The organism is Sporosarcina aquimarina (assembly GCF_023715615.1).
GTDB lineage: Bacteria > Bacillota > Bacilli > Bacillales_A > Planococcaceae > Sporosarcina > Sporosarcina aquimarina_A.
This window is the reverse complement of record NZ_JAMBOM010000009.1, coordinates 53,854-80,214: the sequence shown is the minus strand read 5'-3', so window position 1 is coordinate 80,214 and position 26,361 is coordinate 53,854. Positions and strand designations below refer to the sequence as shown.

26 protein-coding genes and 1 tRNA gene are annotated in these 26,361 nt (G+C 43.7%); 1 reads left to right on the top strand and 26 read right to left on the bottom strand.

Going from position 1 to position 26,361, the window contains the following annotated elements; all coding sequences use genetic code 11:
• Positions 1-91: 91 nt before the first annotated feature.
• From ftsH to M3197_RS16155, 4 genes are all read right to left on the bottom strand, one after another.
• Complete coding sequence (gene ftsH, locus M3197_RS16170; protein ID WP_251662773.1) at positions 92-2,089, bottom strand: ATP-dependent zinc metalloprotease FtsH; 1,998 nt, start codon at positions 2,087-2,089, stop codon at positions 92-94.
• Between the two features lie 128 nt (positions 2,090-2,217).
• Positions 2,218-2,760 (bottom strand): hypoxanthine phosphoribosyltransferase, encoded by a 543-nt coding sequence (gene hpt, locus M3197_RS16165; protein WP_025783719.1) that lies wholly within the window; start codon positions 2,758-2,760, stop codon positions 2,218-2,220.
• 40 nt (positions 2,761-2,800) lie between these two features.
• On the bottom strand, positions 2,801-4,216 hold the full coding sequence (gene tilS / locus M3197_RS16160; RefSeq protein ID WP_251662771.1) for a tRNA lysidine(34) synthetase TilS: 1,416 nt from the start codon (positions 4,214-4,216) through the stop codon (positions 2,801-2,803).
• A 27-nt stretch (positions 4,217-4,243) separates the two neighbouring features.
• Positions 4,244-6,667, bottom strand: coding sequence for a SpoIIE family protein phosphatase (locus M3197_RS16155; protein ID WP_251662770.1), 2,424 nt, complete (start codon positions 6,665-6,667; stop codon positions 4,244-4,246).
• A gap of 257 nt (positions 6,668-6,924) precedes the next feature.
• Here M3197_RS16155 and M3197_RS16150 point away from each other — a divergent pair.
• Positions 6,925-6,998 (top strand) — tRNA-Met (locus M3197_RS16150).
• Between the two features lie 556 nt (positions 6,999-7,554).
• On the opposite strand, the gene M3197_RS16145 is transcribed toward M3197_RS16150, so the two are convergent.
• The 22 genes from M3197_RS16145 to rnmV all read right to left on the bottom strand — a co-directional run bounded on the left by M3197_RS16145 (position 7,555) and on the right by rnmV (position 26,289).
• Entirely contained in the window at positions 7,555-7,980 is a 426-nt protein-coding gene (locus M3197_RS16145) for a S1 domain-containing RNA-binding protein (RefSeq protein ID WP_025783716.1), read from the bottom strand.
• A 129-nt stretch (positions 7,981-8,109) separates the two neighbouring features.
• Complete coding sequence (locus M3197_RS16140) at positions 8,110-8,529, bottom strand: FtsB family cell division protein (protein WP_251662769.1); 420 nt, start codon at positions 8,527-8,529, stop codon at positions 8,110-8,112.
• A gap of 56 nt (positions 8,530-8,585) precedes the next feature.
• Positions 8,586-9,053 carry a spore cortex biosynthesis protein YabQ gene (gene yabQ / locus M3197_RS16135; protein WP_349774148.1) on the bottom strand — a complete coding sequence of 156 codons (468 nt, stop codon included), beginning with the start codon at positions 9,051-9,053 and terminating at the stop codon, positions 8,586-8,588.
• Entirely contained in the window at positions 9,050-9,346 is a 297-nt protein-coding gene (gene yabP, locus M3197_RS16130; RefSeq protein ID WP_025783713.1) for a sporulation protein YabP, read from the bottom strand. The genes yabQ and yabP overlap by 4 nt, the downstream gene beginning before the upstream one ends.
• An 85-nt stretch (positions 9,347-9,431) precedes the next feature.
• Positions 9,432-9,722: an RNA-binding S4 domain-containing protein gene (locus M3197_RS16125; protein ID WP_025783712.1), complete on the bottom strand. Its 291-nt coding sequence runs from the start codon at positions 9,720-9,722 to the stop codon at positions 9,432-9,434.
• A 1-nt stretch (position 9,723) separates the two neighbouring features.
• Positions 9,724-11,181, bottom strand: a complete 1,458-nt coding sequence (yabN, locus tag M3197_RS16120) for a bifunctional methyltransferase/pyrophosphohydrolase YabN (RefSeq protein ID WP_251662767.1) — start codon at positions 11,179-11,181, stop codon at positions 9,724-9,726.
• A gap of 4 nt (positions 11,182-11,185) precedes the next feature.
• The gene (locus tag M3197_RS16115) at positions 11,186-12,781 is read right to left on the bottom strand and encodes a putative polysaccharide biosynthesis protein (protein WP_251662766.1); all 1,596 of its coding nucleotides are present in this window, start codon (positions 12,779-12,781) and stop codon (positions 11,186-11,188) included.
• 123 nt (positions 12,782-12,904) lie between these two features.
• The gene (gene spoVT, locus M3197_RS16110; protein WP_251662764.1) at positions 12,905-13,441 is read right to left on the bottom strand and encodes a stage V sporulation protein T; all 537 of its coding nucleotides are present in this window, start codon (positions 13,439-13,441) and stop codon (positions 12,905-12,907) included.
• An 82-nt stretch (positions 13,442-13,523) separates the two neighbouring features.
• Entirely contained in the window at positions 13,524-17,057 is a 3,534-nt protein-coding gene (gene mfd / locus M3197_RS16105; protein WP_251662762.1) for a transcription-repair coupling factor, read from the bottom strand.
• Between the two features lie 81 nt (positions 17,058-17,138).
• A complete protein-coding gene (locus tag M3197_RS16100) occupies positions 17,139-17,366 on the bottom strand; it encodes an anti-sigma-F factor Fin (protein ID WP_251662760.1) in 228 nt (75 codons plus the stop codon).
• Positions 17,367-17,422: 56 nt separating this feature from the next.
• Positions 17,423-17,986 (bottom strand): aminoacyl-tRNA hydrolase, encoded by a 564-nt coding sequence (gene pth, locus M3197_RS16095; protein ID WP_251662758.1) that lies wholly within the window; start codon positions 17,984-17,986, stop codon positions 17,423-17,425.
• A 75-nt stretch (positions 17,987-18,061) separates the two neighbouring features.
• Positions 18,062-18,700 (bottom strand): 50S ribosomal protein L25/general stress protein Ctc, encoded by a 639-nt coding sequence (locus tag M3197_RS16090; RefSeq protein ID WP_251662756.1) that lies wholly within the window; start codon positions 18,698-18,700, stop codon positions 18,062-18,064.
• A 105-nt stretch (positions 18,701-18,805) separates the two neighbouring features.
• The gene (locus M3197_RS16085; protein WP_251662754.1) at positions 18,806-19,765 is read right to left on the bottom strand and encodes a ribose-phosphate diphosphokinase; all 960 of its coding nucleotides are present in this window, start codon (positions 19,763-19,765) and stop codon (positions 18,806-18,808) included.
• 15 nt (positions 19,766-19,780) lie between these two features.
• On the bottom strand, positions 19,781-21,154 hold the full coding sequence (glmU, locus tag M3197_RS16080; protein WP_251662753.1) for a bifunctional UDP-N-acetylglucosamine diphosphorylase/glucosamine-1-phosphate N-acetyltransferase GlmU: 1,374 nt from the start codon (positions 21,152-21,154) through the stop codon (positions 19,781-19,783).
• Between the two features lie 197 nt (positions 21,155-21,351).
• Positions 21,352-21,636 carry a septation regulator SpoVG gene (gene spoVG, locus M3197_RS16075; RefSeq protein ID WP_251662752.1) on the bottom strand — a complete coding sequence of 95 codons (285 nt, stop codon included), beginning with the start codon at positions 21,634-21,636 and terminating at the stop codon, positions 21,352-21,354.
• A gap of 146 nt (positions 21,637-21,782) precedes the next feature.
• Positions 21,783-22,160 carry a RidA family protein gene (locus tag M3197_RS16070; RefSeq protein WP_251662751.1) on the bottom strand — a complete coding sequence of 126 codons (378 nt, stop codon included), beginning with the start codon at positions 22,158-22,160 and terminating at the stop codon, positions 21,783-21,785.
• Positions 22,157-22,990 (bottom strand): pur operon repressor, encoded by an 834-nt coding sequence (gene purR, locus M3197_RS16065; protein ID WP_025783699.1) that lies wholly within the window; start codon positions 22,988-22,990, stop codon positions 22,157-22,159. Before purR ends, M3197_RS16070 begins: the two co-directional genes overlap by 4 nt.
• A gap of 58 nt (positions 22,991-23,048) precedes the next feature.
• The gene (ispE, locus tag M3197_RS16060; RefSeq protein ID WP_251662802.1) at positions 23,049-23,912 is read right to left on the bottom strand and encodes a 4-(cytidine 5'-diphospho)-2-C-methyl-D-erythritol kinase; all 864 of its coding nucleotides are present in this window, start codon (positions 23,910-23,912) and stop codon (positions 23,049-23,051) included.
• Positions 23,913-24,105: 193 nt separating this feature from the next.
• Positions 24,106-24,291, bottom strand: a complete 186-nt coding sequence (locus M3197_RS16055; RefSeq protein ID WP_251662750.1) for a small, acid-soluble spore protein, alpha/beta type — start codon at positions 24,289-24,291, stop codon at positions 24,106-24,108.
• Between the two features lie 123 nt (positions 24,292-24,414).
• Positions 24,415-24,681 carry a biofilm formation stimulator Veg gene (gene veg / locus M3197_RS16050; RefSeq protein WP_025783693.1) on the bottom strand — a complete coding sequence of 89 codons (267 nt, stop codon included), beginning with the start codon at positions 24,679-24,681 and terminating at the stop codon, positions 24,415-24,417.
• Between the two features lie 163 nt (positions 24,682-24,844).
• On the bottom strand, positions 24,845-25,735 hold the full coding sequence (rsmA, locus tag M3197_RS16045) for a 16S rRNA (adenine(1518)-N(6)/adenine(1519)-N(6))-dimethyltransferase RsmA (protein WP_285851441.1): 891 nt from the start codon (positions 25,733-25,735) through the stop codon (positions 24,845-24,847).
• Entirely contained in the window at positions 25,729-26,289 is a 561-nt protein-coding gene (rnmV, locus tag M3197_RS16040; protein ID WP_251662748.1) for a ribonuclease M5, read from the bottom strand. Before rnmV ends, rsmA begins: the two co-directional genes overlap by 7 nt.
• Positions 26,290-26,361 lie beyond the last annotated feature (72 nt).

Sequence of the window (26,361 nt, the reverse complement as noted above, 5' to 3'; positions counted from 1 at the left end):
CCTCAATAGTCTTTTTTCCCTCACATCATACCACATATCATTTCAAAAAAAACAGCTGACTGTCTTTTAACGGACAGTCAGCTGATTATTATTAATCTCTTCGTTTTTCGTCAATCGAATCGAGTGGCTCGTTTGTTCCTTCGTTACTCGGTAAATCAGCTACAGAAGGATCTGCCGGAGCTCCCGTAACATCAGGATTCGCTTCACTTTCAGCGCCTTCGCCAACTTCTTTACGCTCATAAGGGCGATCCGGAAGTGTACCGTGGTCTTTTAAGTGATTGATTTGTTCTGCGTCGAGCGTTTCAACTTCCAAAAGTGTCTTCGCAATCAAATCGAGCAAACTACGATTTTCAGTTAGAATTCGTTTTGCACGCTCATACTCACTTTTGATAATTGACTGCATTTCCTGGTCAATTTCATAAGCGATTGAGTCCGAATAGTTCTGTTCGGAATTGAAGTCACGACCCAAGAAGACATTTCCACCTTGCGCTTGGCCAAACTGCATTGGTCCAAGCTTATCGCTCATTCCATATTCCGTCACCATGGAGCGAGCTATGCCAGTTGCCCGTTGGAAGTCATTGTGGGCACCTGTAGATACTTCACCAAGGACGATCTCTTCAGAAACACGCCCACCTAGAAGTCCTGCAATCTTATCTAGAAGTTCCGGTTTCGTCATGAAGTAACGATCTTCTTTCGGGAGCATCACGGCATAACCGCCTGCTTGCCCGCGAGGTACGATTGTAACTTTGTGCACAATGTCTGCATCGTCAAGCATTAAACCGACGACAACGTGACCTGCCTCGTGGTTCGCAACGATATTACGTTCTTTTTCAGAAATGACCCGACTCGTTTTAGCAGTACCTGCAATAACGCGGTCTGTCGCTTCGTCGATGTCCGCCATATCAATCGTTGTTTTGTTGCGTCTAGCTGCAACGAGCGCTGCTTCGTTCAGCAAGTTCTCTAGATCTGCACCTGAGAAACCTGGTGTTCGTTGAGCTAGTGCTTTCAAGTTGACCGTTTCGTCAAGTGGCTTATTGCGAGCATGCACTTTAAGAACTGCTTCACGCCCCTTAACATCCGGACGGCCTACAGTGATTTGACGGTCAAAACGACCTGGACGTAGTAGCGCCGGATCTAGAATGTCCGGACGGTTTGTTGCTGCTACGATGATGATTCCTTCATTTTCACCAAAACCATCCATCTCAACAAGCAACTGGTTCAATGTCTGTTCACGCTCATCGTGTCCGCCACCAAGACCTGCGCCACGTTGACGTCCAACAGCATCAATCTCATCGATGAAGATGATACATGGAGCATTTTTCTTCGCATTCTCGAACAAGTCACGAACACGGGAAGCACCGACACCGACAAACATTTCAACGAAATCAGAACCTGAAATCGAGAAGAACGGGACGCCTGCTTCACCAGCTACTGCGCGAGCCAGCAAAGTTTTACCTGTACCTGGAGGTCCTACCAAGAGGATACCTTTAGGTATACGCGCACCAACGGCAGCGAATTTACGAGGATCCTTCAGGAAGTCAACGACCTCGACCAGTTCCTGTTTCTCTTCATCCGCACCTGCTACATCTGTAAAGCGAACTTTCTTGCGGTCATCGGTATGTAATTTCGCTTTGCTTTTCCCGAAATTCATAACCTTACCGCCACCACCGCCACCTTGAGCTTGGTTCAACAAGAAGAAGAACAAGATGATGATAATGATAAACGGCACTAAGCCGGTAAAGAATGAAACCCATGCGCTGGTTTCTGGCGCTGGTAAGATTTCTACTTTCGCGTTCTTTGCCTTTGCAAGATCACGAATATCGTTCATTGTCATCTCATCATTCATCGGAACATTTGTTGTGAAGGTTTCATCTTTTTTCGCGTTTTTCATCTGTCCTTTTACTTCTAATATTAGTTGGACAGGTTGAATTTCGACAGATTCCACTTTCCCTTGTTCTAATGCTGTGAGAAATTCGTCATAACGGATCTTTTCCATCTTTGGGTTTGGATTGTTCAGCGAACTGAAGATTCCCATGATCGCTAGAAAAATCAGCCCATATAATAGAAAGTATCGAAATATTCGATTCATCCCAAGCCTCCTCATTTCTTCAACAGAAAACTATTGACAATCTTATCACATATGCAATTTGAATCACAAAGAAAATGACTTAAGAAAAAAGCCTTATATCACTCTATCAAAAAGCGGCCTAAAAGCACTTACGTTGTGTAAATTTCCTTCTTCAAGACGCCGATATACGGAAGGTTACGATATTTTTCTGCATAGTCCAGTCCGTAACCGACAACAAAAGCATCTGGCACTTCAAAACCAACCATATCTGCTTTCAAGTCAACTTTTCGACCCGTTGGCTTGTCTAGAAGGGTTACAATCTTTATGGATTTTGCTTTACGATACTTAAACAGTTCTACTAGATACTTAAGCGTCTTTCCACTGTCGATAATATCTTCGACAATTAGAATGTCACGACCTTCTACACTTGCATTTAAGTCTTTAATAATTTTAACTTCACCCGAAGAGACTGTTGCATTTCCGTAGCTAGAAACATCCATGAAATCGAGTTCTATGTATGCATCGAACCGTTTAATAAGATCGCTCATGAACGGCAAAGCGCCTTTTAGCACACCAATTGCAAGCGGAAACTTGTCTTGGTACTCCTCAGTTAACTGCTTTCCAAGTTCTGCAACCTTTTCTTGTAATTGTTCCTCAGAAATCAGAACTTCTTGAATATCTTTTTCCAACATGAAAAAATTCCTCCTAAAAGTGTGTAGGTCTGTACAACTATCAGCAGTTGCTGTTTTGCTGCCAAACCATCATCAGTATGTACGCCTGATCAGCAGACGTTTGTTTAGTAAATGATTCGCTGTACCGCACGCCTGGAATTGCACAGATGTCCCCCTGCTCAGATACGACGACAGGTAGTCTATCTCGTACCGATTGTTTTACTTTCTCATCAATCAGCAGACGATTCAACCGTTTAGGATGCTCCATTCCATGTAATTGGATCCGGTCTCCAGATCGTCTAGATCGAATTCCAGAAGGTAATGCCCCTTTTTCCGATTGGAAATAACGCCAGTCGGACACACCTTCTAGCGTGGCTGGTTCAACATCCGAGGACTTGCACCAACGTAATCTCATATGTCCCCATTGAACCCATTCGTTTGGCGGAAATGGGACGATTTGGTTCATCGGTTCTTCTTCCTCACAAACAAACGTTGAAACTCCATATTCTCTTTGTAGCGACCACTTTTCCGGAAGGCTAATTGACGCACTCCCCGTGTCAGCAGACAACTGATTAATGAGCTGATTCACCAAGTCGACATTGTAGATTGCAGGTATAGTTTCCCCATTGTAAAGATACTTTAATAGTAGAGGAACTGCCCTCTTTTGTAAAGCAGGGTGCATGGTACGGAATGCAGCTGAATGGATAACTGGTACCCCTTTATCCGTAAAGGTTAAAAGGCCTTCCAGATGTTCTTTTGCCAGACCTTCCAGAAACTCATCATCTTCTTGAAGTGCTGCCGCCATGCGTACAGAATTCTCCGCAGTCATAGGATTTTCAGCTAACAATACAGGGACGATGTGATGACGATATCGATTTCGTGTATACTCATCTTTTTGATTGCTTGGATCTTCTCGAAACGGTAGCTTGTGTAATTCAGCATACTCATACAAGGCTGTTTTCATAAGCGATAAAAATGGTCGGATGAGTATTCCCTCACCAAAAGAACGGGAAATGGGCATTCCTTGTGGTCTATTTCCTTTAGCAAGTTGCATTAAAATCGTTTCTAGTTGGTCTTCTGCGTGATGAGCAACAGCAAGAACAGTAAATTCTTCATTTTGCATCGTTTCTTCAAATAACGCGTAGCGTCCAGTGCGGCAAACTTCTTGAACGTTTCCCCCTCGCGCTTTCAGTAAATCCGGTACCGGTAAGGTAGTTCCATAAAACGGTACTCGAAGACTATCACAGAGTTTCCGAACAACTTCACCATCAAGAGCAGATTCCTCTCCTCTAAGACAGTGATCGACGTGGATGGCTCCTACTTCGATTTCCAGTCTCTCTCGTTGCACGCTTAAAAAATGTAACAGGGCAACCGAGTCGACTCCTCCAGAGCACGCAATTAGCACTCGGTCACCTTTATTCAACAAACGTTCCTGGCGGATGAAGGCCAGAACCTTTTTGTATAGATGATGCTTCATCTTAACCACCTCCGCCATTTTCTTTATTCATCCTACCACTTTTTGACGAAATAGTGAGGGTGTGCGCACTTTTACACTCGACCATCTTGGAACAATATGATCAATTTTCATAACTAACACGGTACGGTCATCTGCTGTCGTTTTATATTTACGTTCCATTTCCCCCATAATCCGATCCGCTAGCGCATCACACTCGAGATTTGCATGGAGCGAAAGTGTTTGACATAACGTCTTCTCTTGCTGTTCTAATAGAACATCCCCATTAAACATTCCATCCGTCATCATTACAATAATATCTCCTGACTTTAACTCTTCGTTCTTTGCTTCTACTGTGAATGATGGTAGAAAACCAAATGGTACTGCTTTACTATCTACACGTAAGAACTCTTCTCCCCTTTTGATGTAAGTACTCATAGAGCCCGCTTTCCATGACCACAGTCTCCCGTCCTGTAAATCGACAAGCGCCAAGTCAAGCGTCGCATACATGTCATCCAAACCGTTTAACGCCATCATATAGTGGAGGGTATGCATCGCTGTCTCAGGTCCCATTTTACGGTCCAAGCATTCGCGCATCAATCGGATGACTTTCTGACTTTCATAGTAAGCATTCATATCTTGTCCCATTCCATCGGATAACAACACTGCGGTTAACCCATCATGGATCGGGAACACCTCATAGGCATCTCCTGCGTAAAACGAACCCCCTCCTGCAGTTGCAACGACACCATACTGCATTGAAAAACGAACTGCTGATGTAAAGGTTAACTGCAAATGGGCGAATGGTTGCTCTCGCATAAGCGCCTTTTCCACTTGGAATGGCTCCTGATACATCTCTTCAAGAATCGGTAGAATAAGCCTTTCTGCAACGGTGGTATCTGTTTCAAAAGAGGATCGTCTTTCTGGAATGGAACACACAATGCGCATAGCTCCTTTTTCCTCAGACAGAATGTCAATTTGAAAGAAATCGATATCTTGTGCCCGTAAATTCTTTCCGAGTTCTTCTTCAGATGGGCGATAAATCGTCACGTCTTCTTTAATTTCATTCATCATATTTTCTAAATGTGTACTCATATCCCTCAACTGTAAGGCGAGCATTTTTCTTCCGTGTTGCAATTGTCCCATTAGCAACCGGTCTGCACCACGCTCTTCCAGTTCTTCGAGCAATCCAGTGTGGCGCACACACTTGTATCTGATTTTCTCTTCAACTCTATGACGTGCTGCTTTTTTTGTAGCAGAGTACGTCGACTCCCACTCGGACAGTAAATTTGGAATGCTGTCATCCTCTGATGCCCAGCATTTAGAGTAGCGGAAACAAGATCGACACGCACTCGGCGTTTCTTGTACTTGTTCCAGTTGACGCGATTCTTGAACAGGGAACTGATCATTTACCATTGTCGACATAAAGGAGGCGAATTGTTGGAAGTCCGTAAGTTGTTCATCCAACCTTCGCGCCAGCCATTGCTGACGTTTTTCAGACAAATCCTGTTGCTCTGGAACAAGTACTTCACGGACCGAAGCGAGTCGTTTCGACGGAATAAGAAGAAATAGGAGTGTCGCGGCACCTATTGTCGCAAAATGTGTTTCATCAAGAGGCAACGTCAAGTCATATAATAGGAAAAAGACAGACGCAAACATGCCTCCTGTTGCAACACCTAGCTTTCCGAATCCCTTCATAGATCCAGCTGCGAATCCAGTCATTCCGTAAACCGTCATCATGCCGGTGAACGAAAGTTCCGCCATCCCTGTAATAGCAGCAATCAGCATGGCGATTGTCGTTGAAAATAATACGCCGCCAGCAAGAGCTGCAATCAAAATAGCTGTATACAGTAGCAACCCCGGAACTGAGATATACCCAATAATCAGATTGTTCATGCCTGTTGTCGCCATTGCAGCTACGATACACGCTGCCCCAAGTTGTTCTGCTCGCCATGGCGAATACAGTAACTTATCCACTTGAGGAAATGCGATGAAAAGAAAAACGGTCATAAGTAAAGCAAGCAATGCTTCAAATCCTATCGCAACCTGTACGGTGAGCGGTGGTTGTCCTGAATACATAATCAGTTGCCAAAACACTTGTGTGAAAATAACGGTTCCTGCGACAGTAAGTGGTATGGATTTTCGCGTAAATGGATGTCGAATGACTAAGTTAAATAAAAGCAATTGCAAAATAAAAATAATGGATTGTCCCAAACCGACGAACAAACTTCCACTGATTCCTCCAATGAAAACAGGCAACATGTACTTAGGATATCGCATTGTTGCTAGAGCCCAAACAGGTAAGAAAAATGGTACCGCCGCGTCAAACAACACGGCTTGTGATAGAAAGAACGATCCAATCGTGAATAGAAACGTTGTCAGCAAGTGTACTTTTCGTTGTAAGATTGACCCTACTACACCTTGAGCCTGTTGCCACAGTGATCTCTCTGTATTACTACTGATCATCTTCATCATCTCATTCCCCCTATGACCTATTGCCGTTAGTATACAGGCCCGTTGTCTAATAATTTGTCTGTTTCTGACACCTGGTCCTAAAAACATTTCGACGGTTTACGGGGATGTTTTCAATAGGGTAAAAATGAGTAGGTGGACATCGATGACTAAGGACAACTTTTTATGCCGCACAAAGTTTTTTAGAAACCGTTGACAAATTGATAAATAATCTGTATGATGAATAAGGTCGTGAACAACATGTTGACGCATCCTAATTCGGCGGCGTAGCTCAGCTGGCTAGAGCGTACGGTTCATACCCGTGAGGTCGGGGGTTCGATCCCCTCTGCCGCCATAAAAAATGTTTTGAAAAGGACTTGTCTAAGTAGACAAGTCCTTTTTTGTGCTTGTAGGTCATGATATGGGGGGTTTGCTTATAAAACTTGGAATGTGATCATAAACTTTGAATTTCGCTCATAACCCTCGCATTGTGATCATAACTTCTGCTTTCCATGCATAAAGAAAATTCCATCATGCACCTGGTAACTTTCTCGTTCAATCGTGAGGAATTGCCCGACACTTAGAACAATTTCTTCATCAGAAAGGAAAGTTTCTCAATCACATCTATGAATTTCTCCGACACAACATGGAATTTCTCGAAAACGGGACACAATTCAACCGATTTAGGACATGATTGGTAGCGCTTCGCTTGTTTTTCAGGAAGTCTCCTTTGCACCAACCATCGAATCCTACCAGAACTGGATCCTCCACAAACTACAGCAGTCCTCTCTTTTTAGCCAACAAAAAAAGCTGAGTGCACGCCACGCGCGCCCTCAGCTTTTATCTATAAGACATTTTTTCCTGCATTGAAACAGCTCAAAAGGGTCGTTTCCAACCGTTCTAAAGCACTTTTAGCCTCTGCGTGCTCCGCGTCCTCCGCGTTTTGACTCAGTTGCTCGCTTCAGTGTTGTTAGACGTTCCTCACTGTCCTTCATGAATTTCGCCATTTTTGTTTCGAAATTCTCTGGACGCTCAGGAGGACGTCCCCCACCCTGACGAGGGCGTGACGGTCGCTGCGGGCGCTGCGGCCGTTGTTCCGATTCCGGTTTTGCTTTCCGAATCGACAAACCAATCTTGCCATCAGAACCGACGTTCATGACTTTCACTTCAACCATGTCGCCGACTTTTAAATGGTCATTAATATCTTTGACGTAGTTGTCTGCCACTTCACTGATGTGGACGAGTCCTGTTACGCCGGTCGGCAATTCAACGAATGCCCCAAAATTTGTAATCCCTGTCACTTTACCCTCTAGCTTGCTGCCTACTTCAATTGACATAAAAAAAATGCTCCTCCTTAGAATTTAAGCGGGCTCCCGTTTCAGAAGCCTAGCAACCGTTTTTACGGGTCTTGCCTGCGCAAGATTCCTACTTTCATTATATCCAACAAAAAAAGAGTGTCAATAAGACTACTCTTTTCCGTCGTCTTTTTTGTTTAATTTTTTCTTCCCTTCTGGAAGAGAGAAGATGATTTCATCCTTGTTCGATACGAAGTATTCCTTACGTGCAAGCTTTGCAATATACTCTTCGTCATCCAGTTTTAACAACTGCTTTTTCAGTTGTTCTTGCTCGCTAGTTTTTACAGCCAGCTGTTCAACCAGTTCCTGTTTTTCTTGTTGTTTTGAGGCCAACAATTTTTTCTGTTGGTGATTGTAGCTCGCAATGCCCCCGAATGTGACCACAACAATCATTGCAAATAAGAGTAGCTTCACTTTAAGCCGCTTCTTCTGCTTTCGTCGCCAGTCCTCTTTCCGTTGCATGGAGCGGACATATTCAGTTTCAATCGATGCAACCGATGAGGAAGTGAACTTCCTTCCCTTTTGCTCCATCTCCTGCACATCCCCTCAATTACAATTTTACAGATATCTTAATTATCTAGTATACGTTACTTTGGCTTTTTTTTGAAGTGATATCTGAAAAACCTATGATAGATGAATCGAAAGGGCTGGGACAGAAGCAAAACAAGTGCACGAATCACTCGCAATACATATCTGATGAACCAGAAAATTAGCTGAAAAACAAATAGGACGGGACGGATGAACAAGACAATAATAATTCTACCAAGGAGTCTAAAAGGCTTGTGGAATATTGTTGCATACAACAACAAGCCCGATAACTGGGCGAGCGGGTCGTACATCCGCCACGCCCCATCTCGAAAGACGAACAATACAGCAAATGCGAAGCATCCAGCAAGCAACCACCCAATTGTTTCAAGCCAAATGGCTCTTCTGCGAATAATGGATGCTTTCCCTGTATTGGCAATCCCTGTTCCAAGCATATCCATGAATGCACCTGCGATGATTCCTGTTCCAATCATTGCAAGCAAGCTCACAAACTGCGCGGATATGCTCATCCGAACAATTTATGGAGGAAATTACGTGAACCCGTCTCTTCTTCATCGTACTGAAGCGTGGCAACAGAGCCTTCGAGTGTGAGAAGTCCCTTGTCCACATCCAAGTGAACGATGCGTAATTCTTCCCCTTTAATGGTAAGCATCCCTTGCGATGTGCGGACTAAGAACTCTTCCTGATCAAACCGGTCGATCGTTTTAACAGATGTAAGATCCATTCGTTTACGGTTCCGCATGGTCACAACGTGATCACCGGATGGAATTGTGTAAGCTGGGCTTTCAGTTTGAGTTTGCATAGTCTGTCCCCCTGTCTGATTTGTACACTGCCATCCTATGCACGTACAACAAAAAACATGACAGGAAGTTTCCTGTCATGTCCAATTAATCTTCGTCATCCACAAACTCCGGATCCACTTTTTCAAGTTTTTCCTCTTTCACAATCGTATACATCATCGCTGCATCCTCTTTTTTTGTAGATGCCTTCAACTCGTTCACTTTGACTGTAACGATCTTTTGGCCGAAGCGAATCGCAAGTTCATTGCCCGGAGCAACGTCTGACGATGCTTTTGCTACTTTTCCATCAATTGTAATCCGACCTTGGTCAGCTACTTGTTTCGCAAGAGTTCTACGTTTGATTAACCGTGATACCTTTAGAAATTTATCGAGTCTCATTCTAGTTTCCCCCTATCCGTTTTGCTTGTTGCCAAAATTCTTCAAGTTCGTCCACCGTATAATCGTCAAACGACCCGCGACCTGCTGCTACAGAACGCTCAATATATGAAAAACGATGATTAAATTTCTGATTGGCGTGTTGCATCGCTTCTTCTGGAGACAACTTTAAGAATCGTGCAATGTTCACGAGTGTGAAAAAGACATCCCCCAACTCGTCTGTCCGTGAGTCCTGAGTTCCACCTACCACTTCGTCTTTGAATTCTTGCCATTCCTCTTCAAACTTATCAAATGCACCCTCAACATCCGGCCAGTCAAAGCCGACTCGTGCAGCAGCTTTTTGATAGTTGAACGATGTCAGCAGCGACGAACTGGACAATGCTTGTCCATCCAGCAACGAATTCCTCTTGGGCTTTTCTTCACTCTTAATGTCTTGCCAGTTTTTCAAGACTTCATCAGAATCCGTCACTTCAATTTCCCCAAAGACATGTGGGTGTCTGCGAATCATCTTATCGCCAACCGCCTGCAAAATGTCCTCTATCGTGAAGTATCCATCATCCTCGCCGATCTGCGCATGCAAGAATACTTGCAACAGCACATCGCCTAATTCTTCAATCAGATCATTATCATCTTCACGGTCAATCGCGTCCAACACTTCGTGTGCTTCTTCAATCATGTATCGCTTCAACGATTCGTGTGTCTGCTCACGATCCCATGGACACCCTTCAGGACTTCGTAGTTTTGCGATAATCTCGCGGAATGTCTGCCATTCTTTCAAACGATCCGTCTGTTCAACAACGGGTGGCACATATACCGTCGTTAAATTATCAATACGTGTTTCTCGGTCCAATTCAACAAGTGGCACGGTACGCACTTCTTCAGCAGACGTACCTGCAGCAGTTACAATCGTAACTGGATGATCCACTGCATACTTTTCAAGGAGTGTTAACTTGACATCAGATGCAACAAACGCATCATACACTTGGCCAATCAGCACGTGCTGACGCATTTGTATATCGTCTTGCCTCAATTCGGTGCCATCTACTAATTGAAACCCTTCAATCGGATCAATTCGAAGCGCTGCAAAAATAGGATCTAAAAAGCTATTCCCCCCAGCTATTTCGAGTACTGCTTGGCCGGCTTTTTCACGCTCAATCAGCAGTTGCACCGTACGCTCCGCAACAAGCGGATGACCAGGCACTGCATAAGTTACTGGCTTTTCTCCCGCCATCTGCAGTAAATTCTCTACAATTTCATCATAGACCGCTTCAAACGCATCATGAGACTCATACACACGGTCAAAACTCGTCATTTGTACGCCTTCTGCCTTCAATTCGTCCACAGCTGGATGCAGATCCGTGCGAACAAGGAGTGTTTGTGCAGTCTTTAGTTTCCGATAAACTCCCACGGACAACTGATCCAGTTCACCAGAACCAAGTCCTACAATCGTAATTGGATACATGCTATCACCTTCTCTTTTTCGTCAATAATAATTGTCCTCGTGCCAAACGCTTCCCAAAAGGTAGTAAGTACCAGTCCTTTTCTGCAAGGACGCGAGATTTCATAATAATTATAAGGAACACCATTGCCCCTAAGACCACGGCAGGAAATGCAGACAGTGCCGCAGCAATCCTCGCGCTTTCACCTTGAGTGAAGTTGCTACTAATCCATAACCACAACTCGACCACACCAACCATGGCGACCGTTGCTAGTAAAATCCAGCCGTAAAAACGTCCGGGGGCTAGCCGCTCTGGCCACTTGCGTTTAAAGTAGACGATCAACCCTGCTGCAGTCACAGCAAATCCAATGTTTCCAGCGAATGCAGCTCCTGTTATTCCAAATTGGGGAACGAGCAGGACATTCGCGATGATTTTCACAGCGAGTCCAACAAGCAGTAACCATGCTGGTACTTTTCCTAAACCCGCCCCTTGCAAAATTGCGCATAACGGCAACACTAGTGACAGCCAGAATATCTGTACGCAAAACACAGCAAGTGCAAATGATCCTTCATTTGTTTCAAATAACAACACGTTTACTTGTGGTAATAGAGCTGCGAGTCCTACTGCTGCTGCCCACCCGAACAAAATTGCAACCCGGAAGGTCAAACGAACAAACGGCCAAGCACTGCGACCGCCAGACATTGTCGTATGGTATGAAATGAGTGGAACGATTGCCATTGCAAGTGTTGTAGCAATGAGGCTACCGAGCTGAACGAGGGGTTGCCCACGATCGTAAACACCTTTTGCTGTCATAGCAATTTCTTCATGAACACCTGAATTTGATAATAAATTCAAAACCGTAAACGCATCTGCCATCTGATACAGCAGTAAAATAAGTGAGCTCGCACTGACACTTAAGCTGATCAGTGTGAGCTCTTTAATTATTTTTCGTTTATCAATAGGAAATGCGATTGCTGGTGCTTTTACCGACTTTCGGCTCCATAAAAAAAGCAGTACAACACCCGCTGTTTGACCAATGACAGCCCCCCAAACGGCTATCGTTCCAGTTTCGTATAGCGATGCGCCTGATTGAACCGCTATCCATGTGCCAATAAGAATAATCGCAACACGGATTCCTTGCTCCCCGACACCAGACACAGCTATCGGTACCATTTCTCCACGGGATTGAAAGGTTCCTTTATATACCGCTAGAAACGGCATGACGAGCAGTACATATGCGCCAGTTTGTAACAGGGGCGCTAACTCAGGATCCCCCATCAAATTAGCTATCCAGGACGCACCCGTAAAAAGAGTGATAAAAGCAATAATACTCAGCACACCTAAATATACAAAAGATAACTTTAAAATGGCACGCCGTTCTTCTGGGATTTGTGTACTCGCCAATAACTTGGAGATTACAACTGCGGCTCCATACGTTGTCCAGATGATGAATATGCCGATAAAAGGATACACTTGTTGGTAAATATAAAACCCCTTGTCCCCGACCAAGTTTTGAAAAGGTACACGATAGACAGCCCCAAGCAGTTTCACAATTAGTGCAGATATCGTTAAGATCGAAGCACCTTTCATGAATGTTTTCATATTCCATTCTGATGCTGCCATACTGAATCCTCTTTCGTCTTGTAGATGGAGTCCATTATACCATTCGAAGCCTAAAACGACAGCATGACATGATACGCACAAAAAAACCTGCACATCCCGATGTTCTCAGGTTGTGCAGGTGTGTTACTGCTCCATCTGTTTGGACAAAAATAGAGCTGCGGTTTCTGCAGTTTTCTGTTCTGCTTCACCAATGAAATGAACTTTTGAAAGGAGGTAAATGGCTCCAATCGTATCACCGTTTACGACAATCGGAGTAACACAATACGATTTTACTTGTTCCGTTTGCCCAGGAACCCATTCAACGGTTTTCTCCATCTTTTCAGTGATCATTGTACGTTTTGTTAACATTTCTTCTGCGTCGGCAGTAATTTGACGATTCATGTAGTCTTTTTTCGCAAGTCCCGCTACAGCAATCACTTCATCCCGATCACTTATAAGCGTCGGAGTACCGAGTGTTTGATATAGGGTCTCTGCATATTCTACTGCAAACTGCCCGAGCTCTGAAATCGGGGAATATTTCTTCAAAATGACTTCCCCATCACGATCCGTAAAAATTTCGAGTGGATCTCCTTCTCGTATCCGAAGTGTTCGTCTAATCTCTTTCGGGATGACCACTCTTCCTAAGTCATCGATTCTGCGGACGATACCGGTTGCCTTCATGCATGATGCCTCACTTTCCATATGAAATCCGCGCTACGGTTTCAGTATGGTTCATACATGGGCATTTTATGCAGGGGTGGCTCTATTCGGCATCAACTTCAGTTGTTTCCTTGGATGCATCTTGCAAAAGTCGCATAATTGCTTCCAATATATCAAATTCAGTTTGTTGTCCAAGTCGTCGATCATCAATCGTAATAAGCAAACTTCCATTGTCCATCGTAAAACCGACTGCACGACCGAAACTAAGCGTCTCTGATACAAGTTTTGCTCCGTCTACTTTTGCAGTTCCTTCAGGTGAAAAGCGAATCTCGATGACGGTTTGCCGTTTTTTAATCGAAACAACGCCTGCAGCTTTCCCCCAAGCTTTAATCCGACCAACTCGAAGGAGCAATTCCGCTTCAAATGGGAGATCGCCAAATCGATCCGTCATTTCATCCCACAACTCATTAAAGTCTTCTTCCACCTCAATAGCTTTGACACGTTTATACATTTGGATTTTTTGATAGCCATCTTTAATATACGTATCAGGTAAATAAGCGTTGATGGGGAGCGAGATCTCCAGATCCGGACGGTCTTCTTTGGAGATACCCGTTTGTTTCTCCTCAACCGCGTCTTGAAGCATTTGTGAGTACAAGTCAAACCCGACAGAGTCGATGAACCCATGTTGCTGGGAGCCAAGTAAATTTCCCGCTCCTCGAATAGATAAATCGCGCATCGCAATTTTAAAACCAGATCCTAGTTCCGTAAACTCCTTAATTGCTTGAAGGCGATTTTCAGCAACTTCTGTTAGGACTTTGTCTCGTTCATATAGGAAATACGCATACGCCACCCGATTCGAACGTCCAACGCGACCTCTGAGCTGATACAACTGAGAGAGACCCATTCGATCTGCGTTATGAACCAGCAACGTATTCACGTTTGGGATATCAATTCCCGTTTCAATTATCGTGGTAGTAACGAGAACATCATATTCCCCCTCGAGGAAACTAAGAATGACCTCTTCTAACGCAGCTTCTCCCATTTGACCATGAGCAAATCCAACGCGCGCTTCAGGGACAAGTTGTCGAATTTCATCCACCTTTTTCGCCATATCTTCCACACGGTTATACAAATAGAAAACCTGTCCCCCTCGAGACATCTCACGTTCTATCGCTTCACGTGTTAACGCAAGGTTATTTTCCATGACGTACGTCTGCACCGGAAAACGGTTTGCAGGTGGGGTTTCGATAATGGACAAATCTCGTACACCGATCATTGACATGTGCAATGTCCGCGGAATAGGAGTGGCGGTTAACGTTAAGACATCGACATTCGTCTTTAACTGTTTCAGTTTTTCTTTATGTGTAACACCGAAACGCTGCTCTTCATCGACAATAAGTAGTCCTAGATCTTGATAGGCCACATCTTTAGAAAGTAGTCGGTGGGTTCCAACTACTACGTCGATTGTTCCATTTTTAAGTCCTTTTTTCGTTTCGGTTTGTTGTTTCTTGGGACGGAAACGATTTAACAACGATACTTCTAGCGGGAAATCTGCAAATCTGGCCTTCATAGTCTCGTAGTGTTGTTGCGCTAAGATAGTCGTTGGTACAAGAAATGCAACTTGTTTGCCGTCTGAAACCGCTTTAAATGCGGCACGAATCGCCACTTCCGTCTTTCCATATCCTACGTCTCCACATAACAACCGATCCATCGGACGCTCTTTTTCCATATCTCGCTTTACTTCAACAATCGAGCGGAGCTGATCTTCGGTTTCCTCATAAGGAAAAGCATTTTCAAACGAACGTTGAAGGTCATCATCCTCTGAAAAGGCATACCCTTTTTGTGCTTCACGTTCGGCATACAGCTTAATGAGATCATCGGCAATATCTTTAACTGCAGCAGTGACTTTCGTTTTCGTCTTTTTCCATTCTGCGCCGCCTAGTTTATGAAGTTTCGGTTCCTTATCACCAGAGGCCACATATTTTTGGATTAAATCGATTTGATCCGCAGGGACAAACAACTTGTCTTCTCCACGGTACCGAATATCGAGGTAGTCTTTACTGATTCCACTGACTTCTAATGTGACGACTCCATAATACTTACCAATACCGTGATTGACGTGAACAATGTAGTCACCGGGTTGGATCTCCGAATAATTTTTAATACGTTCTGCATTCGATGCTTTTTGTGGACGTGTTTTCCGTTTAGGTTTTCCTTTAAATAGCTCCCCGTCCGTAAGAACTGCAAGACGATGCAACGGAAGTTCAAAGCCTGCATGCAGACTTCCGTCCACTACCGTTATCATTCCCTCTTTAGTCGCAACCCCGTTCTCTGTCGCATCTATATCATAATCGCTCAAAATAGAGTGGACCTGATCGACACGTTCTTTCCCTTCAGCAAGGATGAAAACATTAAACTGATTTTGATGCCAACGTTCCATTTCTGATTTCAACAAATTCATTTGACCATGAAATTGCTGCATCGGTTTACATGAAAAGGAGATAATTTCTTTCACCGCAATTCCAGGCAAACTTCTTGTGAATAAAGACATGTATATAGTTTTTGTGTTTAATGCTGCATGGGCTTCGATGAATGACACAGAAAGTTTGGCATCATGAACGATTTTTCCTTCTTCCAACAAAGACATGCGCCATTCTTCTTCGTCTTTTTCAAGTGTTGCTGCTGTTTCTTGTATGCGATTAATTTCATCAAATATGACAAGCGCATTTTCAGGCAAATAACTCCCAAGTTCCGCTACTTGGTCTCCAGCAAATCCAGCGTACTTCACCATATTCTCTGGCTGAATTCCAGTCCTCATCAGCTCTATATCTGCTGAGATAGAAAGCAGTAACTTCTCTTTTACAAGCTCATCTTTCACTTTCTTTAAACTTTTTGAAAGAGAACCTTCAAGCTTGTCTGCAATCTGCCGGAGATCCTCGTCAGACCAAGTGAATTCAGTCGCAGGTAAAAGAGTCAGTTTGTCCAGTTTTCCAGTAGAGCGTTGATCTTCAGCTGAAAACGTACGAATGGAATCGATATCTGTATCAAACAACTCTACACGGACGGGGTCTTCCATAGTGAGAGGATAGACGTCTAAAATCCCGCCACGGAGGGCAAATTCACCCGGCGCTGTGACCATATCCTGTCGGGAATATCCCATACTTATCAAACGTTGCAGCCAGTCTTCTGTTTGAATCGAATCACCGACTGCCGCAGATAACGTGCTGCTTTCCCACCGTTCCTTGGAAGGGACAATTTTTTTCAGACCCGCTACAGGCGTGATATAAATGCCCTCACGGTGTTTTGCCAAATGATTGAGTGTGTCAATTCGTCCTGCGCGTAGTTCAAAACTTGCAAAAGCAAAGTCAGCCGCAACTAACTCTTCTGCAGGGTATAAATGGACTTGGGTTTCGCCCAACAGCTTGACAAGGTCTTCATATGTACGCTGTGCCTGTAGCATATTCGGCGAGACGATGAGCATTGGACGGCTCGTATCTTTTTGTAGTGCTTGGAATAGAAGCGTTTTTGCACCGCCCGTCAACCCAGTCAGCAATTGACGATCTCGTCCTTGTTTGAGTTCGCTCGTCAACCGCTCAATTTCCGAAGTCGTTTCGTAATAGTTTACTAGAGAATCCATTCGAATCCGTCCCTTTCTCCCTGAAATGCATAAGCACAAAAAGCTTTGCACACCCTTGAAGAGGTGCCAAAGCCAGGCTTCTCATTGAAGCCACTTTTCAACTGTGTAATAATCTGGAGACGCATGCATCACGCGCTCACACTGTTCGCAAATACAACGAACTTCCAGCCCGCCATGATGAGATATTTCGACAAAGCGCTCCTCGTTCGTTTCATCTGCCTTTAACAAGTCGCGGATTGTTTCCTCGACGGATGCGAACGGAATCGAACCGATTTCCGTTTGGCAATGTTTACAACGATAAGAAATCACCCAGTAGACCGCCTCTCTTTTTGTACAAGTATAGGCATGGTTGGGATGACTTATGCTTAAGCTCCATTATATTCGTTCATTATTTCAAGAAACGGACGTTCTAACCATGCTCGACAGGCGGATGCGCTTCTTTCCACCGCCTTCTGAATGAGCGGCTGTTCGTCTTTGCTGAATGCGCTAAGTACATAATCTGCTACACTGATAGGTCCATCCGGTCTACCAACACCAACACGGATTCGGTTGAATTCGTTTGTTCCTATATGAGCAATCAATGATTTCATGCCGTTATGTCCGCCCGCACCGCCTTTTGCACGAAGACGTAACTTTCCAGGTGCCAGGTCTAAATCATCATAAATGACGACAATCTCGTCATCATCTATTTCGTAGTAGTCCAAAAGAGGACGCACGCATTCGCCGGATAGGTTCATATACGTTAATGGTTTTACAAGCATGACTTTTTCCGTTCCTACATGAACTGTGGTGATCATTCCATTGAATTTTGTTTGCATAGCTGGTGCATTTAGCTGCTCTGCCAATAAATCGATTGCTTGAAATCCGACATTATGACGGGTCGACGCATATTGTTTGCCCGGATTCCCGAGCCCAATTATCATTTTCATCTAATTACTCTCTTTCTTTCGATAAAATTGACAAACGAAAAAACAAGCGCACGGGTTGCCGTGCGCTCTTGGTGATTATTCTTGGTCTTCGTCTTTCTCGTTTACTACTTCAGGGTCTGCAGTTTCACTAGTAGTACCTTCATCGAGCGCCTCTAGTTCTTCAGCTGTTCGTGGAGCAGAAATGAGAACAACCGTTTCTTCGTCTTCGTTAAGGATTTCATATTTCGAGCCTGCACGTAAGTCTGAGATTTGAATAGCTTCACCGATATCCAATTTAGATACATCTACATCAATGTGCTCTGGAATTTCAGAAGGCTTCGCTTTCACTTTCACTTCCCAAAGTGGCTGCTGAACAACTCCGCCAGCTTTCTCACCAACTGACTCTCCTGAAAGGTGGATTGTAACGTCTACTTCAAGTTCTTCAGACATGTTGATTGCTAAAAAGTCAGCATGCTCGACTTTCCCTGTTAATACATCAGCCTGAAAGTCACTTAAGATGACATCTACTTTCTTACCATCAACATCCAATTTAAACGCCCCATTACGACCATGTTCTTGAATCGTTTTAATGAGGTCTCGTTCCTCCACAGTGATAGAAGTTGACTCTGTTTTAAAACCATATACGACAGAAGGAACTTTTCCTTCATGGCGTAATTGACGCAATGCTGATTGTGGTGCAGTTTCTCGTTTTTTTGACTGTAATGCTGTACTCATATGTTTAGTCCCCTTTTTATATAAAAGTTTTCCTACACAGTAAATACCCGTTACAAGACGTTCCAAAACATTTCATGCACATCCACAACTAGCTATGTTGTCGGATTAGTCGAATAGAGTGCTGACTGACTTTTCTTCAAAGACACGCACAATTGCATCAGCCATAAGTTTTGCAACAGATAGTTGCTTAATTTTTGGTGAATTTTTGTCTTCTGGAAGTTCAATCGTGTTAGTAATGACCAATTCTTTAATCTTTGAATCATTAATGCGTTGAATAGCTGGCCCAGACAATACTGGGTGTGTGCAACATGCGTACACTTCTTTAGCACCACTTTCAATAATCGCATTTGCACCTGCAGTGATTGTACCTGCTGTGTCAATGATATCATCGATCAGAATTGCAATTTTACCCTCTACTTGCCCAACAATGTTCATCACTTCACTGACATTTGGCTTCGGTCGGCGTTTGTCGATAATTGCAATTGGAGCTTTCAAACGGTCCGCCATTTTACGAGCTCGTGTCACTCCCCCATGATCTGGAGATACGATAACGATATCGTCACCCTTGAATCCCTGGTTCTTGAAGTAATCGGATAACAAAGGTACTGCAACCAAGTGATCAATAGGAATATCGAAGAATCCTTGAATCTGTGGTGCATGAAGATCCATTGCAATTACGCGATCCGCTCCAGCTTTTTCAAGCAAGTTGGCAACGAGTTTCGCTGTAATCGGCTCACGTGAACGAGCTTTACGATCCTGACGAGCGTAACCATAGTAGGGCATAACAACGTTAATCGTCCGTGCAGATGCTCGACGCAATGCGTCAATCATAATAAGGAGCTCCATTAAGTTGTCATTAACAGGATTCGATGTCGATTGAATTACGAAAACATCACAGCCCCGAATGCTTTCTTCGATATTAATTTGAACTTCTCCATCACTGAAACGCTTTACTGAGCATTCGCCGAGTGGTCGTCCAATTACATCAGCTACCTCTTTCGCTAAAGGTTCGTTTGCGTTCAACGTAAAAAGTTTCAGTTTGTGATTCGGATATTCATTGCCCATGATGGACCTCCTGTTTTATCGTTTAGAATTTAGTTTTGTTGCATATCCTTCTTTATTCTCCTGGCGAGCTCGTGCAATTGCAAGTGCATCTTGTGGTACATCCTTAGTAACCGTTGAACCTGCAGCAACAAAAGAGCCTTTTCCTACTGTGACAGGTGCTACTAAATTCGAGTTACAACCGATGAATGCTTCATCTTCAATAGTTGTTTTGTATTTGTTTTTACCATCGTAGTTTACTGTAATAGACCCGCAACCAATATTGACGGCAGAACCTACTTCAGCATCTCCGATATAGCTGAGATGGGAAACTTTACTTCCTTGTCCAAACGATGATTTCTTAATCTCGACAAAGTTACCAACTTTCACACGATCTCCAAGATCTGTATCTGGGCGAATATGGGCGAACGGGCCAACTGTCGTCTCCGATCCAATTTTGCTCAACTTGACCACAGATGAATGAATCGAAGTCCGATTACTGATTTCACTGTCGACAATGTGGCTATTCGGTCCAATGTTACATTCTTCACCGATCTTACTGTGACCTTCAATAATCGTACCTGGTTGAATGACAGTATCGCGACCAATGACCGCATCTGCACTAATCACAGTTGTTTCAGGGGCAATGATGGTCACTCCATTACGCATGTGCTTTTCAGCGATACGGTGACGCATGACAGCCTCCGCTTGCGCAAGCACCACTCGATCATTGACACCTAGAGTCTCACTGAAATCATCTGATACATGTGCGCCGATTAGTGCACCTTCAGATTGAAGTATGCCCATTACATCCGGTAAGTAGTATTCACCTTGTGCATTGTCATTCTTCACTTTCTTGAGTGCTTCAAAAAGAGCGCGGTTATCAAAACAATACGTCCCAGTATTAATCTCAGTGACTGCTTGTTCTGCAGGTGTTGCATCCTTTTGCTCCACATTGCGAAGGACTTGTCCTTGTTCGCCCCGGATAATTCGTCCATATCCGGTAGGATTATCTGCAATTGCAGTAAGAATAGTCGCTTTCGCACCAAGTTCTTTGTGTTTACTCACAAGAGCCTCCATTGTTTCAGAACGGATTAGCGGTGTATCCCCACAAATAACGAGTGTAGTGCCTTCCAACTCACCTAGTAAGTCTTCTGCTTGCTGAACTGCATGTGCCGTCCCAAGTTGCTCAGCTTGAAGCACATATTCACTTTTTTGACCTAGCGTCTCTTCAACGAGCTCCGCTCCATGGCCAACAACAGTTACTACTCGGTCTGCTCCTATACCTTTTACGTGATCAATCACGTGTTCCACCATAGGTTTACCACAGACAGGGTGAAGCACTTTATATAAATTGGACTTCATGCGTGTGCCTTGACCAGCTGCCAAAACAATTGCATATGTATGTGTCATGAGTCGTCCTCCATCTATTTTTTCATATATGACTATAGCTGAGTAGGTGTGATTTTTCAACTATTCCTACTTGACAAGTTGAGGTCAATATTCTATTATTGATGTCTTTTTCTATTTAACGTTAGCCGAAATCGCGCGGAAAGAGCCGCTACGCAAAATAGCGGCGGCTCTGTGACAATTCTTCGACAATTTGTCTTTTAAACAGGTACTTCTTCTAAAGCTGGTTCTTTCTCATCTGCAAAATATGCATTTAAAACAGCATCCTGAATCTTCGTCCGTGATGCAGGATTGATAGGGTGTGCTACATCTCGGAACTCACCGTCCGGCGTTCGTTTGCTTGGCATCGCAACAAACAAGCCGTCATTTCCTTCAATAATTCGTATGTCATGCACAACAAATTCCTCGTCAAATGTAATTGAAGCGATTGCACGCATTCTTCCATTGGTCTCTATCTTTCGTAAGCGAACATTAGTAACTTGCATACTCGTTCCCATTCCCCTTTCTTGAAAACTGTATGCTGTAACCTTTCTACAAATCTTTTAAAATCCCTTTTTTCAATTTTAAATTTTTCGGATAATTTAAAATTGATTCCAATTAAAAAAACGTCCCGTTAAAGGAACGTTTTGTGTTAATCTGCTGTAACTGCAACAACTTCAATCTCAACTTTTACATCTTTAGGAAGTCGTGCCACTTCTACTGTTGAACGCGCTGGCGTATGATCTCCAAAGTGTTTTGCATACACTTCGTTAAGTGCGCCAAACTCGTTCATGTCTTTAATGAAGACCGTAGCTTTGACCACTTGAGTTAGAGATGAGTTCGCTTCTGCAAGCACTGCTTTCAAGTTTTCAAATACTTGGTTCGTTTGCTCTTCAATCGTTGCTCCTGCGATTTCTCCATCTGTTCGCAACGGAATTTGCCCAGACGTGTACACTAAACCATTCACCTTCACTGCTTGTGCATAAGGTCCAATCGCTTTCGGAGCTTGATCAGTCGCTACATAATTCATCTTTCATCTCCACCTTCCAAAAAGTAGTTTCCTTCTTCCAGTTCAATTGTTCGATTTCGCTCGTTCACTTTACACAACTTTACGAGTGAACGATAGTTTTCGACAAGGACCTCTTCTGTGTGTTCAGACTCAACAAGAACGGCAGCACCTGCCAGTTCACAGTCAAACTCTTCAACCAAGTGGCGCATACCGAGCATCGTTCCTCCAGCCTTCATGAAATCATCCGTCAATAAGACTCGCTGCCCACTTTTCATGCTACGCTTGGACAACACCATTGTTTGAATTCTTCGGGTCGATCCAGAAACGTAATTTATACTGACGGTCGATCCTTCTGTCACTTTACTGTCTCTTCGCACTATCACAACAGGAACATTCAAATGACGGGCAATCGCTTGGGCGATTGGGATTCCCTTCGTTGCTACTGTCATAATAACGTCAATGTTGTGATTCGAGAAAGCTGAGGCAAACACTCGCCCTACCTTGTCCATCAGCTGAGGATTGCCCAGCAAATCAGTCAAATACAAGTATCCTCCGGGTAATAACCGGTCAGAGTGACTCAATTCTTCGATCATTTGTGCGATTACCTCCCGCACTGCTCGATCAGACATCAACGGTATATATTTCACCCCACCAGCAGCTCCAGAAACTGTTAACAGTTTTCCAGTTCCACTTTCTTCAAATGTCTCTTTGATAATTGTCAGGTCTTCACTAATTGACGATTTTGCGGCCTGAAAACGTTCTGAGAAAACCGTTAGCGGAATGAGTTGATGAGGGTTCTCCAACAAATGGCGTGTCATCTCAACGAGACGTTCACTCCTCTTCCATTTCATATCCAACAACTCCTAAAACCCGAATATTATAACTTCAGACTATCACAATTGTCCGTTTTCAAGCAAGGTTGATCCGTTCCCCCATCATTCGTACTGCATACACTTCAGGACAGAATCCTTTTAGTCCGTTGTAAATACGGGCAACCTGGGATTCATGTTGAACGAGTCCGAACACCGTAGGACCACTTCCACTCATCAGTACTGTGTCCGCTCCAAACTTCAACATTTGATCTTTTAGTACGCTTACTTGGGGATGCAAACGCATCGTGACCGGCTCTAATGCATTGCCTACCTTCTTGCACATCGTTTCATAATCGGCTGAATCGAGTGCCTGCATCATGCCCGCAGTATCAGGATGCTGAATACCTCGAATGTCCAGTCCTCCATAAATATCTGCAGTCGATACTGAGATAGGTGGTTTTGCTAACACAACCCAGCAGTTTGGTGGAACGGGTAAGTGTTGAATTTGTTCACCGCGTCCGGAAGCAAGTGCTGTCCCCCCATATACACAAAACGGGATGTCCGAACCAATACTTGCACCAAGCACCGCTAACTCGTCCAATGAGAGCCCAAGATTCCACAATCTATTTAATCCTCTTAAGGTGGCAGCTGCATCGGAGCTACCACCCGCTAAGCCTGCAGCGACCGGAATGTTTTTATCGAGAGTAATTTCCACACCACTCCGGATATCAAATTTTTTCCGCAAAATATCTGCCGCTTGCCACGCCAGGTTGCGTTTATCATTCGGGACAAACCGTTCAGAAGAACGGATTGTAATACCACGATCTAAAGGCTTTAACCAAATACGATCAGCAAGGTCCACTGTTGTCATGATCATTTCAACTTCGTGAAAACCATCCGGACGTTTTTGTAAGACATCGAGCGTTAAATTAATTTTAGCTGGCGCTTTTTCAGATACCATACTCATCTGGCTGCCTCCATTCAAACTTCATTGCTCACTATTTTACCATAGGAGGGTTTAAAAGTGCCTAGATTCGATAAAAAAACAATGGTTGAATACAAAAAAAGGGCTGTGCAAGGCACATAGTGTGCAGAGCAACAGCCTCTTTTGTCAGCCATACGTTGGATTTGGGTCGTACAAGGTCCAATGAACTTTATTGCGGTCGATCTTTATCCACCATTCCTTGTCCTGCCATCTCAATTGCACGCTTCACCATGTTGCCTGCATCGCGAGACTTGATGCCTCCCCAACCTTCACGTTGAACCACATCGTAAAATCCAAGTTCTTTTGCAATCTCTTCTTTAAGTTGCTCAGACATTACTCCGTTTCTTCTCGCCATTTAGGTTTCCTCCTTCTTGGCTGACAAATGTAGTATGAACATGAACCACAAAAAAACACCTCCCACTTTCAATGGAAAGTGGGAGGTGTTTTGTCTAAAAATAAATCAAAAATGATAAAAGTGCTATTTAATCTCAAACGCTGTGGTGTCTCCACCGTCCAGTATCGTTATTTCAACTGCCTCAGTTAAAATATCCGCATAGCTGTATGATACCCGTTCAAACGCATTTTCGTCCTGATCAAGTTCCACTACAAATACCGCACGATACGTGTCACGAAGGATTCCAGCTCTTTCGATCGTTTTTTTACGACCGCCGTTTGCACGAAGGTGCAGACGTTTTCCTAAGTGAGCATCCAATGACTTTTTAATGTCCGCTAATGTTTTTGGCACGTCGCTTCCACCTCACTGTGTATTATCATAACACAGTTAAAAAGTTCTGTCAATTAAAATTTAAATTTTAACAGGTTGAAATCCTCTTTGTCAATCCTTTTATAGCATTTTTTCATCTTTCGACATTCTTTTTTTCTTAAAATAGTCATAACTCCAGGATACTTTACTTTTCGATACTACAAAACTCCTCATACAAAGCATTCGACAGGTTTGCGAATTCTTCAATAGAAAGAGTTTCTCCTCTTCTGACTGGATCTATTCCTGCTTCGGTGAGCGCAGCTATAATTGCTTCCTTCTTCGCCTTTCCTTGAGGAAGAGATGTTTGTAAGTTATTTAAGATGGTCTTTCGTCTTTGCACGAACGATCCTCTTGCCACTTGAAATAGAAATTCCTCATTAATAACCGAAGCGGGTGGGTGTGCTTTCCTCGACAAACGAAGGACAGCAGACTCTACGTTTGGCTGTGGCATGAATACCGTTCTTGGGACAACCATGGAGACCTCTGCATCCATATAATATTGAATCGCAATTGAGAGGGATCCATACGCTTTGGTACCTGGAACAGCAGTGATACGGTCGGCTACCTCGTGCTGCATCATAATGACCATTCGCTCAATGGGTACCTTGCCCATCAAAAACTTCATAATAATTGGTGTCGTGACGTAGTAAGGGAGGTTTGCGACGACGGTTACTTCTTCAACATCTGAGAATTGTTCTTCCAAAGCTGCATGTAAATCGACGTCTAGTATGTCTTGATGAATGACTGTGACGTTTGAATAGGGAGAAAGAGTGTCTTCTAAAACCGGTAGCAAACGATCATCTATTTCATAGGCAACAACTTTACCTGCTGCACGTGCAATATGCTCCGTGAGTGCACCAATTCCCGGTCCAATTTCGATGACGCCCGATCGCTTATCGATATCTGCATGATGTATAATGTTTTTTAAAATATTCGGGTCGATCAAAAAGTTCTGTCCCAAACTTTTTTTAAAGGAAAACCCGTGCTTCTCCAGTATTTCCTTTGTCCTTGCGGGGGTTGCAATGTCTTTCACCATTTTTGTTCCTCCTCGTCTATCCTTAAAAGTGCCTGCATGAGCACAGTTTCACTTATTCGAAACATAGTAAGCCGTTTTTGGAGCCCTTTACCATTCACTTGACCAATTTGCAGAAGCTCACTTAAACGATCACGTCGCTTTTTAGCTTCAGGATGCCCAATTAAACGTGCTTCAATTAGTAATTCGCGCGGGGTTTCTTCTATTATAGTTGTGTCAACTGTGTAGACAGCTTGGAGAGCTTTTCTAATGTCCTCATCCGTGGCATGCTCAATACCAACTTTTTTTCCGTTTTTCGCAATCGCACGCTCCCTCGTTAAGAAGGCATGCTTAACTTCTGGAATTTGTTGTTCGATAATTGCTCGAATTCTTCTACCTGGATAGTCTGGATCCGTAAATACAATGACTCCACGTGTTTCTTGAGCATGACGAATTTTAGTTAGGGCTTCTTGACCGACTGCTGAGCCATTAGTTTCGATGGTATCTGCACCAGTTGCCCGCTTTATGGCAATCGTGTCGGACTTTCCTTCCACGACGATAACTTCTTTTATATCCACTGTACTCCTCTTTCCTGAAAATAAGTCTTCTTCAATTCTAACGGCTGTGCCCCTTATTGTACAGAATACGTA